The organism is Brevibacillus sp. RS1.1 (genome assembly GCF_013284365.1).
GTDB classification, from domain to species: Bacteria; Bacillota; Bacilli; order Brevibacillales; family Brevibacillaceae; genus Brevibacillus; species Brevibacillus brevis_D.
On record NZ_JABSVA010000006.1, the window covers coordinates 138621 to 153392 of the forward strand.

Consider the following 14772-nt stretch of genomic DNA (forward strand, 5'->3'; position numbering starts at 1 on the left):
GTGCCGAGGTGATGAAAAATGATGAACCGAGGTGGAGACGGCATGAAACGAAAAGGGGTGTTCCTACTGACCCTGGCTCTTCTTGTTTTGTTGACAGGCTGCTGGAACCGTAGAGAATTGAATGATTTGGCGATCGTCATGGGAACAGGTATCGACAAGATTGACGGAGAGTACGTGATATCCACCCAAATCGTCAATCCGGGAGGGGTAGCGTCAAAGGAGGGCGGGGGGATGAACCAATCATCTGTTGCGACTTACAGCATGCGGGCATCCAGCATTTTTGAGGGAATCCGGAAAATGACAACGGTAACCCCGAGAAGGCTTTACTTTTCCCATATCCAGGTGCTGGTTTTGGGGGAACAGATAGCAAAAGAAGGGGCAAAGGAAGTGCTGGATTTGTTATTTCGCGATCATGAGGTCCGGCCTGATTTTTATGTCATTCTAGCCAAGGACGCGACAGCACTACAAATTCTCAGCATGATCGATCCACTGGAAAAAATCCCGGCGACGAAGCTCTATAAAAGCTTGGAAACAGCAGAGAGTGCCTGGGGATCGATTGTCTCCATTCAATTGGATGAATTTATTGCGGATTTGCTACGGGACGGGATCGAGCCAGTGTTGGTAGGCGTTAATTCGAAAGGGAAGGTACATATGGGGACTTCTGGGGGCAATTCCCAAAAGGAAAGCCAGTCATCGCTGTTGAGGTACCACGAAATCGGTGTCTTCAAAGGAGACAAGCTACGTGGGTGGTTTAACGAAGAGGAAAGCATCGGATTCAGCTACATCACAGACAGGGTGGACAGTACAGTAGAAGAAATTCCTTGTGATAAAAACAATAAAATTGTCATTGAGATCATCCGAAGCAAAACAACTGTCAATGGCAAGGTGGAAAAAGGCAAACCACAAGTGGAAGTGAGCATTTTCGCAGAAGGCAATGTGGGCGAGGTAGCATGCAGCAACGATTTGTCCGATCCCAAAACGATCTACAAATTGGAAGCTGACGTAGAAAAGCAGATCCGAGGAAAAATCGTAAGCGCCATCCATAAAGCGCAAAAGCAATACCGATCGGATGTTTTTGGATTTGGCCAGTCGATCTACAAAAATGACCCCAAAGGGTGGGAAAAGGTGAAAGAGAATTGGGATTCTCAATTCCCCAACCTGAAAGTGAAAATCAAAACAGACGTGAAGATCAGGCGAACAGGAAAAGTGGGCAATTCGTTTATTCCTTTCATGAAAAAGGAGTAGAGCATAACTTTTTCCATCCATGGAAATGGTAAAGGTAATCCTGCAAAAAAAAGTAGGTGCACTGCACAGCATGTGGACCATCATATTAATTTTGCTGATCAGTCTACTCATTGCCCTCTTTGAGGTGCCTTATTTGAGAAGGAACGCGATGAAAAAGGAAATGCTGGTTTTCTTCATTTTGCTTGTAGTTGGGACGGGACTTGGGATAGCCGAATCGCTTAAGGTGAATATTCCCAACCCGTTGGACTGGATCACATTTGTCTATAAACCATTCAGCGACTTCATTTTGGGAACTGTGGAATGAAGCAGTAGCCAGCAGCGAGGCGGGGGAGCGAGAGGAATTGATAGACAACGGTCATATTAGCGCAAGGCAATTCATGATACTCGTGGCGCTCTTCGGGATTGGTGATGCGATTTTGTACGTACCATCCCTTACTGCTACCGCTGCCAAACAGGACGCCTGGATCTCCGCCTTCATGGGGTGGGGGGAAGGCTTTCTTTTAACTTACCTGTACGTTTCGCTGAGTATGCGGTATCCGAACAAGTCGATCTTTCAGTACAGCGAGGAAATATTAGGAAAGTGGATGGGGAAAGCGGTGGCTGTTTTGTTCATCACCTACTTCTTCATCGACGCTTCGCTCATGCTGATGGAGATTGGCGATTTTGTCACGACGCAGATTATGCAGGAGACCCCCATTGAAATTATTCTTGTCCTTTTTTTGGTGATCATCGTTATGGGGGTCCGCAGTGGACCAGAAGCCTTTTCTCGAGTGGGTGAGCTGTTGTTTCCGTATTTTCTGTTGCTTTTTTTTGTCTTGATCGCATTTATTTCCCCCCAGATCAAAATAGAAAATGTGAAGCCTGTGGTTGCGCATGGAATCGCTCCTGTTATCGGGGGGAACTTCCGATACGTGGGTTATTTGCTGGAAACGGTCATTCTGATCGTGATGTTTCCCTTGGTAAAAAGACCAGCGCGTGCTGCCAAAGCTTATATCTGGGGCATTCTTTTCGCGAATTTTTGCCTGACGATGATTACTTCTGTGGCAATCTTGGTTTTAGGCGCCGATATTACAGTATTACTCGCCTACCCAAGCTACACACTTGCCCAAAAAATCAGTATCGGCAATTTTTTGGAGCGAATAGAAGTGTTGATGGCCGTCATCTGGTTTATCACACTCTTTGTTAAAATTACCATTTGCTATTATGCGACGAGCTGTGGAATCGCGTATACAATGGGGTTGCGAGATTACCGCCAATTGACACTGCCACTGGGAATGATCATGATTGTGGTGGCATTGGCGACGATGCCTAACCGCTCTTATTTTGATACTTTCGTTTCAGAAATTTGGATGCCTTATTCCTTGACGTACGGTTTGTTCTTGCCCGTTCTCTTGCTGAGTGTGGGGGCCTTAAGAAAAAAACCAGTCTGCTAGCACTGTGAGCTGCAGACTGGTTTTTTGTGATTACGCGCCGATTGTCTTACTCAGCAGCCATGCTGCTTTCTTTCAAGATAACGTCATGTGCGCCGCCTTCTACCAAGCTGGTAGCAGAGATGACGGTGATTCGCGCTTTTTGCTGAAGCTCTGAGATGGAGAGCGACCCGCAATTGCACATGGTCGATTTGATTTTGCTCAAGGTACGGTCTATGTTCTCGCGCAGGCTTCCTGCGTATGGTACGTAGGAGTCTACGCCTTCTTCAAAGACGAGACTGCTTTTGCCGCCAGTGTCATAGCGTTGCCAGTTGCGAGCGCGGTTGGAGCCTTCTCCCCAGTATTCTTTCACGAAGTTGTTGCCGATCTTCACTTTTTTGGTCGGGCTTTCGTCGAAGCGAGCGAAGTAACGTCCCAGCATGACAAAGTCTGCACCCATAGCCAAAGCCAGTGTCACGTGGTAGTCGTGTACGATTCCGCCGTCGGAGCAGAGCGGAACGTAAATGCCAGTTTCCTTGAAGTACTCGTCGCGAGCTGCTGCCACTTCAATGAGGGAAGAGGCTTGACCGCGTCCGATTCCTTTTTGCTCACGGGTGATGCAGATGGAACCGCCGCCGATCCCTACTTTAATGAAATCTGCGCCCGATTCCACGAGATAGCGGAAGCCTTCCTTATCGACGACGTTACCTGCACCGATCGGAACGTTGAAGTTTTCTTTTACAAATTGAACCGTCTCGCGCTGCCATTCGCTGAAGCCATCGGAGGAGTCGATGACCAGGATATCAACGCCTGCTTCCACTAACGCAGGAACGCGCTCCTTGTAGTCCTTTGTATTGATACCGGCACCTACAATATAGCTCTTGTTCGCGTCCAAAAGGGACAGCGGATTGTTTTTGCGGGAATCGTAGTCCTTGCGGAAAACGAGGAAGTCGAGATTTTGATTTTCATCTACGATTGGCAAGCAGTTGAGCTTGTGCTCCCAGATCAGGTCGTTGGCTTCGGAGAGCGTGATGCCGGATTTGCCATAGATCAGCTTCGAGAATGGTGTCATGATGTCGCTGACGAGCTTGTCTTGAGAGTCACGGCTGATGCGATAATCGCGACCGGTTACGATTCCGAGCAACTTGCCTTTTGCCGTACCATCTTCCGTAATGGCAACGGTGGAGTGGCCTGTCGCCTCTTTCAATTCCAAAATGTCTTTCAGCGTATGGCTTGGCGTCAGATTGGAACGGCTCACGACGAAACCAGCCTTGTAGCCTTTTGCTTTGCGAACCATGGTTGCTTGGCTCTCGATGGACTGGGAGCCAAAAATAAACGAAATACCGCCACATCTAGCCAATGCGACCGCCATATGATGGTCGGAAACTGCTTGCATGACTGCGGATGAGAACGGTATGTTTAGTGAGATGGCAGGCTTTTCACCTTTTTTATACTTGGTAATCGGAGTGGATAAGTCCACATTGTTCGGTGTGCATTCTTTTGTGGTGAGATTTGGCAACAGCAAAAACTCATTAAACGTCCGAGATGGTTCTGTGTAATAAAAAGCCACGATTCTCTCCTCCTAGGTGAAATTGATTTTTGAACTGCTTCTTTAATAGAGAAATTTTTACCATGTTAACCGTGAAGTACGACAACGTCAATAGGGAATCGTTAGAAGGAGTGATTTCTTTCCTGAAATTGCGAACAGGTCATGAACACGTGTGTATGAGAAGCTCGGATTTGTCACGGTATCTTTCTCCTTTAGAATAGAAACAGAGAGGACAAGTGTCCCCTCTATCAACTTAATCGGCCTTTGAATTCAATGGGTACGATCATCGTAAAACAAGGTCCATCTGCATCGTTGCGGGCATCGATCGTCCCTTTATGTGCTTCCAAGACGGCGCGGGCAATCGCGAGTCCGAGCCCATGCTTGCCCGACTTTCCTTTGCGGAAACGCTGGAACAAATGCGGCAGCAGCGCTTCCTCAATGGGGGGACCATCATTGGAAATCGTGACGACGACGCTTTTGCCCGCTTGTCTCCCTGAGATCGTAAGTCGGCTGTTGGCGTAGCGCAGTTGATTCTCCATGATATTGACGAATGCAGTGCTCAATTGCTCGCCGTCTCCCTCCACGATCAGGTCGTCTGCCAGATTTAACTCCCACTCGATTTGCGGATTGAGCACGGAGAGCCGCTGTTTTAACAGGTGCATCATCTCTGATAGGTCGACACGGTCGACTTGCATCATTTGCGAGACAGACTCGATCTTCGTGATATACAAGAGCTGCCCGACAACCTTTTCGAGACGCTTGCTCTCCTCCATGATGATGGAAAGCCCTTTTTCAGCCTGAGGGCCCTGGAAGACGCCTTCTATGAGTCCTTGCGTGTATCCTTGAATCGCCATGATCGGTGTTTTGAGCTCATGGGAAATATTTTGGACAAAATGCTGCTGCGACTCGTCGTATTCCTTCAGTTGGTTTTTCATCATATCGAATGAGCGGGCGAGCTGTCCGATCTCATCCCCGCGATCCATCGCTAGCGGGATATCGAACTGACGACGAGCGATCTTTTTGCACAGCTCTTCAAGTGTGCGTAGCGGTCTGCTCAAATACCCGCTAAACCACACGGCCAAAAGCCAGCTTACCAGCAGCAGCAGACCAAAAACGAGCAAAAACTGACGAGTCAAAATCGAATTGATCTGGTTTAGCTCCTGTTCCTTGGAGAACAGCACCATGTAGTAAGGGAAGCCGTGGTAGTCCATTTTTTTGCTGACGAACAAATAGCTCTCGTCTCCACGGTCCAGCGAACCATGCTGCAGCTTTTGACTTGGGTATGTGGCTGCTTTTAGGAACAGCTCCTTGGAATCCTCATACGGTATGCGGCCGTTGCTATTGCTTCGGCTGCCCAGCTCTTGACCGTTCTCGGCATAGACAATCATATCAAAGGAGTACTCATAGCGTTGGAGCAAGAGCTGTAAAAAGTATGGGGCAGCAGCCGGTACAGGCAGGAGCTCATTATGCTCATTGAAGGAGATATGCTGAGATAATGTGTAAAACTCTTCTTCCAAGAGCGAGTAAGTGTTGGATACCAGATACTGTTTGACAGCCAGTGGATACCCGATGCCAAGGCCAACCCCGAGGACGCTTGTCAGGATCATGAACAAAATGAGGATTTGCCTGGAAATCGGCAGGTTTTTCAGCCGGAATTTGCTCATATACGCGTCATTCGGTAGCCGAAGCCATAGACCGTCTCCAATGGAAACTTAGGCATTTTTTTGCGGATGCGCTTCACCAAGTCATCGACAGCTCTATCTGAGCCGATGTAGTCTTCCCCCCAGATGGAGGTTAGAATCTGCTCACGATTCAAGGCCAGACCTTGATTGTGCAAAAGGTAGATAATGAGCTCGAATTCTTTGGTGGTTAAATCAATAAGCTCGTCGCCTTCTTTTACTTGTCTGCCTTTTTCTGAGATGATATAAGGATCGATCGTTACCCAATCTTGGAAAGTCTGGGTAGAGGAAGCAGCGGCACCAGGCTTCTCATAGGTGCGCTGGAGCAGCTTTTTCGCACGGATGACCAGTTCCCGAGGGAGAAATGGCTTCGCCAAGTAGTCGTCGCTGCCTAGTTCCAGTCCGATGATTTTATCGACATCCTGATCGCGAGCGGAGATGAAGATGATGGGGACATTCGACTTTTCGCGGATAAGACGCAAGAGCTCATAGCCGTCGATGTCGGGCATCATGATGTCCAAAATCCACAAATGTGGTTGTGTTTCTTCATCAAGTAACGGCAAGACGTCCTTGCCGCTAGAAAACGCTTTCACTTGCAATCCGGCATTTTGCAAATAGGATTGCAGCAAGTCCAACAGGTTCGTTTCATCGTCCACCAGATAGACGAGGTAGGGGGTATTCATAGATTTCGGCCTCGCTTTGCATCTGTTTTATATCCGTATTGTAGCATAGCCCAAAACCAGATGTGTGGTACGGACGTATGAGAATCGTGGAAAACGTGTGGAAGCAGGATTCCCCTGTATCCTTCTGGAAAAAGAAACAGGGAAAAAAAGACAACGAGAGATGGAAAGGAGCGATTCATATGAAACGAACAGTCAAATCGTCTCTCATGGTACTAGCCTTCATGCTCTTAACGACGGCTTGCGGTCAAAAGCCAGTGGACACCCAACCTAGTCCGCAGTTACCTGATCCGCTTGTGCAAACGCCACCGGAAACGAATCAGCCCATCGAATATGCGTATAAGGCGCCGATGACAGGAATTGGAAGTCAAGAAAACCTGGGGAGCAAACGCCCGATCATGGTGATGATCAACAACGCTCCGCCAGCACGGCCACAAACAGGCATCAACAAAGCGGACATGATTTATGAGGTATTGTCAGAAGGGGAAATGACCCGTTTTCTGGCGATATTCCAAAGCCAAAAGCCGGAAGTAATTGGACCTGTCCGCAGTATCCGCCCTTATTTTATCCAGATCGGGACTGGTTTCGATGCAGTCCTCGTCCACGCGGGAGGCAGTCCGGATGCGCTGGAAACCTTGGCGCGAAAAGACCTCAGTCATCTGGATGAAATCCCGAACGGTAAATACTTTTGGCGGGAAAAATTCCGCAAAATGCCACATAACCTGTACACCAAGCCAGAGCTTTTGGAAAAAGCGATGCAGGATAAAGGGATGCGTCAAACGGCAGAGGTGCCTCGCTTCACGTTCCTGCCGGAGGATACCGAGATCAAGGAAGGCGAGCCTGCTACACAGGTAGATTTGACGTTCCACTCATTGAATAAAGCGGCTTTTACATATGATGCCGAGCAAAAGAAATACATGCGCTTTACGGCAGGCAAGCCACATTTGGACTTGAGCGACAAGAAACAGTTGTCCACGACCAATCTATTGGTCATCTCTGCCAAACACCGCGTGCTGGATAAAGAAGGGCGTCTATCGGTCGATGTAATCGGTCCGGGGGACGGTTATTTGTTCCAGCAAGGAAAAGCTCGCAAGATCAAATGGAAGCGCAGCAATGGTGTCATCCGTGCCTATGAGGACGCGGCTTTGACGCAAGAAGCACCACTTTTACCTGGAAATACCTGGATTTCTATATTGCCGAACTCACCGGGTCTGTCGAAGTCCCTCAAGTTCCAGTAAGGATTAGGGGTTGCGGATGAAGGCGGTTTCTTCTAAGATAATTGGTGAAGCTTTAGTGCTTAAAAATTGTACAGTGAGAAATCGCTCGATAGACGGATATATAACAGAGGTGACAGACATGCAATTGGAAAAATTAAAAGGAAAAGGGCTCGAACAGTTGTTTGAAGCTGTTCTTTCCCTGGAAACGATGGAAGAGTGCTATCAATTTTTTGACGATCTGTGCACAGTGAACGAAATGCAGTCACTCGCACAGCGCCTGGAAGTGGCGAGAATGCTCCGCAAAGGCTTTACTTACAATCAGATTGAAGCAGAGACCGGGGCAAGTACGGCGACGATTTCCCGCGTCAAACGCTGTTTGAACTATGGAAATGACGGATACCAGATGGCACTTGAGCGGATCGGAAAATAGCTAGGAGGCAGGCAACGTTGATTGACTATCGTGGCTGGCGCCATACATTTAAACTAGACCCGGATAAAACAATCGATGACGAGGCCTTGGAGGCGATTTGCGAGTCCGGAACAGATGCGATCATTGTGGGCGGCACGTACGGTGTGACCTATGACAATACCCTCGAATTGATGTCGCGATTGCGTCGTTACGCAGTACCGGCTGTCCTGGAGATTTCCTCGCTGGATGCAGTTGTGCCGGGATTTGATTCGTATTTGATCCCGCTCGTCTTGAACGCTGGCGATCCAGACTGGATTTTTGCTCCCCATGTATCAGGGCTTCAAGCGTTTGGTGCTTATATTCATTGGGATGAGATCATTACAGAAGGATATATCATCGCCAATCCAGAAGCGGGCGTAGCACAGCTGACAAAAGCACGGCCGATTGCGGATGCCACGCAGGCCAAAGCGTACGCGCAGGTAGCGACGAACATTTGTCGTTTGCCGATTGTCTACATGGAGTACAGTGGTACATACGGCGATCCGACAATCGTAAAGGCTGCCAAGACAGGCGCGGGCGAAGCCCACCTCTTTTATGGCGGCGGGATTCGTAACCCGGAGCAAGCGGCAGAAATGGCTGCGATTGCTGATACGGTTGTTGTAGGGAATGTCATTTATGATGATCTCGATGCTGCGCTCGCTACTGTGAAGGCTGTAAAAGGAACCCAATACTAAAAAAAGACCACCACTCCCATGAGCTGTTACAGTCTCGTTGGGAGTGGTGGTTTTATTTTTGCGCTAGTTCTTCAGTGGAAGTGCTACGCTCCAATTCATATCTTTTGCTTTGTTCACTTGTTCCTCGATCGTAAGCGTCAGTTCTTTCGGGATAACGTCCATCTCATCTACGAGTGTACCTTTCATGATAAAATTTCCTTTTTCATCTTTTGTTGTGGAGCCCATGAAATTAAAATCGTATTCTTTTCCCTTGTCATCAGCACCCTGCCAGGAGTCTAAAAAGATCAAACCCGGTGCCAAAGTTGCCTCTAGCTGTAATGTATTACGCAGCCTTTTGATTTTTTCAGAAGTGATTGGGTTTGTTTTCGTTATCTCTTCTGAAGCAAAGTTTGAGAAGGTTAGTGTGCTTCCTTCATGCTTTATCGTTACAGGAGTGGTTTTTAGTGTCTCAATGGACAGCTTTTGCTTAAAATTCGAAGGAACCTGATCGTAATTATCACCGACTCTAAAGGTTAGATTTTTATCCGTTGGCAAGGAATGAAAGCTGATGAAGTGAATATTTTTGTCATCGGTTGCACGAACGAAATATTCTCTGCTTACATTTTTGAAAAATGGATTCGGCTCTTCCCCAAATTCACTCACTAGGTCCAGAGTGCTCCAAGCTGCGAGTACAGCCCCCTTGTCGTCCACTACTTCATAAGTTAAGGATGGGGAACTACCGCTTCCTTCCGTATTCTCGATAACGAATTCAGTTTGGCCAGGTGTCACCATCACTTGCTTTAGATTAATCACTTCGCCATTGGGAGCGGTAAAATGCTCGTTAATGGGAACAATTCTCGTTTCCTTTTTGGCTTTGGAAATATCAACAGGGATGGTTACGCTCCAATTTCCGTCAACTTTGTCCAGCTTCTTGATGCGAAGCTCGATGTTTAGTTTGTCAGGAATCTTGCTGACATCTGTAAAATATCGGCTAATCGGTCGGCTGACCATCAAGTACTCCTCTTTTTCGCCGATGCTTTCCTTCTTGTTATATTTAAGATGGTACTTATCAATTGTTTCAAGAACGTTTCCGTCCTCGTCTGTGATTTTTATTTCATAGGTTTCGTTCAGTTTATCTTCATCCCCCACTGGCAAATTCCGGAACAACTTTTCAAGCTGCTTGCCATTCTTATCCTTGAAGCCGAAAATAATCCGGACATCCCTCGTATCTGCCATAACTTCTTTTACTTCCAGCGTCATTCCGTTGTCGACGGCTTTCAAATCAAGCTTCTTGTTATATCCTCTTTCAAGTCCACGCTGGATGAGGGCGTCCTCGGGCGCTTCTGCTGCAAACAAGCTACTCTCTGTCTGCTGCGGATCTGATTTTATGGTAGAGGCATACAAGTTATTTACATAAGTCGCAAAGGATGGTGAAGTCAGTGTTCCAAAATAGACTACCGCTGCCATTCCTGCTACGGCGATGGTTGCTTTTTTCACGATATCCAGGCTCCTTTTTTTCCAATCGAATTTCTTCTGTATCTTTTGTCTTTCTGATCGTTTCAGGACGTGAATGGGGTAAGGGGGGAGATTCGCCATAATGTCATGGATGACAGCATCGGATGGCTCATCTGTCGCTAGTGATTCTTCCAGGTCTTCCAGCTCGTCCAGCTCCTGCTTCAACTTCATCTGGCAATGACGGCACTCTTCCAAATGGGCTGCTATGACCTCGGCTTCCTCTGGCTCAAGAAGGTCGTATAGATACAAAGCAATTTGTCCTTTATCTAAACATTTCATAGATGAAAGTCCCCCCCTTGCCCTGCATGTCCGATAGCTTCCCTTAGCTTGTCTTTTCCACGAGACAGGCGCGTCCGCACAGTACTCGATGGAATCGACAGTCGATGGCTGATTTCCTCACAACTCAATGATTCGAAGTAGCGCATTTCGAGGACGATCCGATACTTTTCTTCGACGGACATCATCCTTTGACGCAACAAGCGCTGCCCCTCCTTATTCAAAAAGGCAACCTCCGGCGTGTGGCTATCCACTGGCTCTATTTCTTCATTCGAGCTGAGCGTAAGCTTGCGTTTACGTTTACGCAGCTCGTCCAGACAATGGTTGGCAGCAATCCGGTACAACCATGCAGAAAAATCGTAGTTTGCCTTATATTCTGGTAAATGGTAGTACGTCTTAATGAAAATTTCCTGCACGATATCCTGTGCATCCGGTGTATGTCCCAACATCTTGCGAAGAATGGAACTTACTTTTCCGTGGTATCTGGCAATGATCTCGGAGTAGGCGTCTTTGTTCCCTTGCAAGACCCGCCCGATGATCACTCGATCTTCCTCCATTTGTGCTCCCCCTAGGCAAAAAAGGCTCGCTGCGCAGCTTTTCCTTTTTTGATCAAACAAAAGTGATCTTGGTGAAATTTTCTCGTTACATCCTAGTACTACGAATCCTAAAAGGAAAGCGTCCCAAAATAAGGGGTATTTTCCAAAGAGAATCAAAAGTTTTTTCCTAAAAGAAGGAGTTCTGAGATTTTTAATAGAAAATGGAAGGAAAATACTATTGCATACGAAATAAATAGTCGAATATTACCAAAATATATAAAACTTTGCTAATATTTGTAGATTTCTGTAAATTTATGAAATATAATCAACTTGTCTTTATTTTTGAATCAGAGAGAGGAGGAACTATCCATGAAAATCCAAGCGAAAAAAGTTGAAAGCGTTCGCACTACTGCAGTAGCAGCTTAATTCTCTTAAGGAGAGGGGGGAATAGCACAAGAGCTATTCCCTTTTTTCATCTAAATTGAGCCGGGTTAGCGAACCTACTATTGGGAGGTGTTTTTATGGAACGTCGTCCTCTATTTAAACCAGTGCATCCCGTCTATGAAGTGACAGAGCAGATGCTCCGCTTGGGAGAGGCTCCTGGCTATACATTCGAATTGGAAGACGAGAATGGGTCCATCCGCAAGATGATCAAACTGATGGATGGCACTCGTACTATCGGTGAAATACATACATTATTGGTTGTCGATTACCCCGAAATTACGTATGAAGAAATAGTGGAAGCAGTGGAATCACTGAGTGGTTTGGGTTTCCTAATGGATCAGGCGAAGGAAGAGGCTTCCGTTTTGACTTCGGAACAAAAGGAAAGATATAAAGCGAATATTCGCTACTTCTCCTTGTTTACCGATCTCAATCAAAGTCCAAGCGAGCTACAGGAACAGATGAGTAGAAAAAAAGTGACGATCTTAGGAATGGGTGCTTTTGGCTCTACGCTACTGGTCAATCTGGTAGGAGCGGGTATCCAGCATATCAAGCTCGTGGATTTTGATAGAGTAGAGCTTAGCAATTTGAACAGACAAATGGTCTTTAACGAGCATGATATTGGTCGCCTGAAGGTAGAAGCGGCACGTGATTTCATCGGAAGGCTTCATTCTGAGGTCTTGATTGAAACGGAGACAATGCAAATCAAGTCCAGCGAAGACGTGGAGCGGGTTATTGCGGGAAGTGGCCTCGTGATGCTCGCAGCCGATCAGCCCTTTTTCTTTTTGCAGAGATGGGTGAATCATGCCTGCACCAAACTGCAAATCCCGTTCATTGCCGGGGGATTCAACCTTATCGAAGGACAGTTCTTCATGGTAGAACCGGGCAAGACAGGCTGTATCGACTGCATGCATTTGCATCGTTCTACACAGATCGAGGACTATCCGCAGCTGATCCAAAGGCTGCTCGATACCAACTTTATTCTGCCTACTGCCACCATTGCACCCAACACCATGATGATTACAGGAATGATGGCTTCCGATGCAATCAGGTATTTGACTGGAATTGCTCCTGTACAATCGGCGGGCAAATTTATCATTTTCGATTTCAATACGTTGGAAAAGAGCGTGTTTTTTGAGTGGGAGCGAAATGAAGCCGAATGCCCGACTTGTGGAAGCGGCAGCGGAACGGAGCCGATTTTTCATATCAAGAGAAATGAAGTGCTCGCAAAGTAAGGAATCGTTCCTGTAAGAGAGGAAGGTGTTTGACAAGTGAATATCTCGGGAGATAGCATTCTCAAGATGCACCCGCTTGCGCGTCGGGCGGAAAACGAGGAAGAGATCCTCATTGGACGAACGGATATCAGCAATTTCATTGTGCTTCCGGCCATTGGTGTCGAGATCATCGATATGCTGGATGAAGGGAAGAGCATTCATGAAGTCGCGACGATCATGGAAGAACGGTTGGGCGAACCGGTAGATGTGCTTGACTTTGCGCAGGATTTAATTGCTTCCTATCAATTTGTCCACATGGTAGATGGAGAGGTTGTCAACGAGCCAGTGCCGGTTGTAGATCATTTCTCTTGGATCAAGCAGAGTACGGGGCAGTTTTTCTTTAATCGCGTTGCCTTTGGATTATACGGTATCTTCTTTTTCACGGGTCTTTTCATTTGTTTGTTTACGGGCAAGTATATCCCGGTCTATTCCGATATTTTTGTTTCTTCTTCCGTGACGGTTTCGGTAGTGGTTTCATTCGTGGCCACTTGGGTTTTTCTGTTTTTCCATGAGATGGCCCACTTGATGGCGGCCCGCTCATTGGGGATCGGCAGTCGTATCGGTCTGGGGCATCGACTTGTTTTTGCCGTAGCAGAGACGAATATGTCCAATATTGTTCTCGTTGAGCCACAGCGCAGATACAGGGCATTTTTGGCGGGAATGTCGTGGGATGCGATGTTTATGGGTATCGGTGTGATTTTGTTGTTTGCCAATGATCAAGGCTGGCTGACGCTTTTGCCCTTCATGGAAGCATTCATTCGCATGCTGAATGTCATTCTTCTCATGGCTTTGGCCTTTCAGTTCATGGTTTTCATGCAGACCGACTTGTACTACGTGTTAGCAACCAAGTTCCAATGCTCCAATCTGATGGTGAATACACGTATGTTTTTGAAAGGGAAATTCCGTTCCTTGACGCAGGAGGAGCAGGAGGAATGGGAGTACGTAGCTGACCATGAGAAGAGAGTCATCCGCTGGTATAGCTGGGTCTATTTGATTGGATCAGTGTGGGGAATTTGGTTCTTTGTCCAGTATCAGCTGCGCATGGCGGTTGATTTCATCTGGATCATTGCTGACGACATGAAAAACGCTCCGCTTCACTCGTGGGAGTTTTGGGACGGCATCCTATTGATCCTGTTGGTGCTAGTTCCGTTTCTCATCTTGGGCTGGTCGTGGATGAGAGCCTATCGACAACGGAGAAGCGAAAGAGAGCGGACAAAATCCTTGCAAGGCACATAACTAATTTGTGTATTCACCTTGCCAAGCTACCCTGTTACGCTAGGGGGAAGAGAGATACCCAGGCAAAGGAAGTGCTCACATGAACCCGATGATCCAAAAAATCATTCATCTGCGAAAAGAAGGGCATCTGGACGAAGCGATCCAGCTTGCCCTTCAGCTCGTCAGTCAATCTCCGACTGATCCTGTCGCCCATTATCAGTGTGCTTGGTGCCACGACGCAGCCGGATTGGAGAGGGAAGCTGTTCCCTTTTACGAAAAAGCAATTGAGCTCGGACTGTCTGTCGAAGAAGACCTGCAAGGGGCATTACTCGGTCTGGGCAGTACGTATCGCACGCTGGGACAATACGAGCAGGCAGCAGCTACGCTCGCGATGGGGATGCAACAGTTCCCCAGCGACCGTTCCTTTCCGATTTTTCTTTCCATGGCGTATTACAATCTCGGGAAGCATCACGAAGCCATGAATCTCCTCCTGAAAAACCTCGCAGAAGCCTCAAGCGATCCTACGATTTTGGCCTATCAAAAAGCGATTCTGTTCTATGCAGATGATCTGAATAAGACATGGTAGCGTCATACTAATTCCATTTGCAGGAAAA

14 protein-coding genes are annotated in these 14772 nt (G+C 47.3%); 9 read left to right on the top strand and 5 right to left on the bottom strand.

The genetic code is table 11. The annotated features are described in order from the left end of the window. Positions 1-42 precede the first annotated feature (42 nt). The 3 genes from HP570_RS20095 (at position 43) to HP570_RS20105 (ending at position 2678) form a co-directional block, all read left to right on the top strand. Entirely contained in the window at positions 43-1245 is a 1203-nt protein-coding gene (locus tag HP570_RS20095) for a Ger(x)C family spore germination protein (protein ID WP_173626890.1), read from the top strand. A gap of 70 nt (positions 1246-1315) precedes the next feature. Next, entirely contained in the window at positions 1316-1549 is a 234-nt protein-coding gene (locus HP570_RS20100) for a hypothetical protein (RefSeq protein WP_016741232.1), read from the top strand. 37 nt (positions 1550-1586) lie between these two features. After that, positions 1587-2678, top strand: a complete 1092-nt coding sequence (locus tag HP570_RS20105) for a GerAB/ArcD/ProY family transporter (RefSeq protein WP_173626891.1) — start codon at positions 1587-1589, stop codon at positions 2676-2678. A gap of 46 nt (positions 2679-2724) precedes the next feature. Here HP570_RS20105 and HP570_RS20110 read toward each other — a convergent pair whose 3' ends face one another. The 3 genes from HP570_RS20110 to HP570_RS20120 form a co-directional block, all read right to left on the bottom strand. Further along, a complete protein-coding gene (locus tag HP570_RS20110) occupies positions 2725-4224 on the bottom strand; it encodes an IMP dehydrogenase (protein ID WP_012684407.1) in 1500 nt (499 codons plus the stop codon). Between the two features lie 227 nt (positions 4225-4451). Next, a complete protein-coding gene (locus HP570_RS20115) occupies positions 4452-5867 on the bottom strand; it encodes a HAMP domain-containing sensor histidine kinase (RefSeq protein WP_012684408.1) in 1416 nt (471 codons plus the stop codon). Continuing rightward, entirely contained in the window at positions 5864-6565 is a 702-nt protein-coding gene (locus HP570_RS20120; RefSeq protein WP_172141818.1) for a response regulator transcription factor, read from the bottom strand. The genes HP570_RS20115 and HP570_RS20120 overlap by 4 nt, the downstream gene beginning before the upstream one ends. Before the next feature lie 179 nt (positions 6566-6744). Here HP570_RS20120 and HP570_RS20125 point away from each other — a divergent pair, with 179 nt between their 5' ends. The 3 genes from HP570_RS20125 to pcrB all read left to right on the top strand — a co-directional run bounded on the left by HP570_RS20125 (position 6745) and on the right by pcrB (position 8922). Continuing rightward, a complete protein-coding gene (locus HP570_RS20125; protein WP_173626892.1) occupies positions 6745-7800 on the top strand; it encodes a DUF3048 domain-containing protein in 1056 nt (351 codons plus the stop codon). A 118-nt stretch (positions 7801-7918) separates the two neighbouring features. Then, entirely contained in the window at positions 7919-8209 is a 291-nt protein-coding gene (locus tag HP570_RS20130; RefSeq protein ID WP_007717484.1) for a YerC/YecD family TrpR-related protein, read from the top strand. 17 nt (positions 8210-8226) lie between these two features. Continuing rightward, a complete protein-coding gene (gene pcrB, locus HP570_RS20135) occupies positions 8227-8922 on the top strand; it encodes a heptaprenylglyceryl phosphate synthase (RefSeq protein WP_012684411.1) in 696 nt (231 codons plus the stop codon). Positions 8923-8985: 63 nt separating this feature from the next. Here pcrB and HP570_RS20140 read toward each other — a convergent pair whose 3' ends face one another. Together HP570_RS20140 and HP570_RS20145 are read right to left on the bottom strand one after the other, a co-directional pair. After that, on the bottom strand, positions 8986-10695 hold the full coding sequence (locus tag HP570_RS20140) for a DUF4179 domain-containing protein (RefSeq protein WP_173626893.1): 1710 nt from the start codon (positions 10693-10695) through the stop codon (positions 8986-8988). Then, entirely contained in the window at positions 10692-11249 is a 558-nt protein-coding gene (locus HP570_RS20145; protein WP_012684413.1) for an RNA polymerase sigma factor, read from the bottom strand. The genes HP570_RS20140 and HP570_RS20145 overlap by 4 nt, the downstream gene beginning before the upstream one ends. 500 nt (positions 11250-11749) lie before the next feature. Here HP570_RS20145 and HP570_RS20150 point away from each other — a divergent pair, with 500 nt between their 5' ends. The 3 genes from HP570_RS20150 (at position 11750) to HP570_RS20160 (ending at position 14744) form a co-directional block, all read left to right on the top strand. Continuing rightward, on the top strand, positions 11750-12904 hold the full coding sequence (locus HP570_RS20150; RefSeq protein WP_173626894.1) for a HesA/MoeB/ThiF family protein: 1155 nt from the start codon (positions 11750-11752) through the stop codon (positions 12902-12904). A gap of 36 nt (positions 12905-12940) precedes the next feature. Next, a complete protein-coding gene (locus tag HP570_RS20155) occupies positions 12941-14179 on the top strand; it encodes a PqqD family protein (RefSeq protein WP_173626895.1) in 1239 nt (412 codons plus the stop codon). Between the two features lie 79 nt (positions 14180-14258). Beyond that, the gene (locus tag HP570_RS20160; RefSeq protein ID WP_173626896.1) at positions 14259-14744 is read left to right on the top strand and encodes a tetratricopeptide repeat protein; all 486 of its coding nucleotides are present in this window, start codon (positions 14259-14261) and stop codon (positions 14742-14744) included. Positions 14745-14772: the final 28 nt, after the last annotated feature.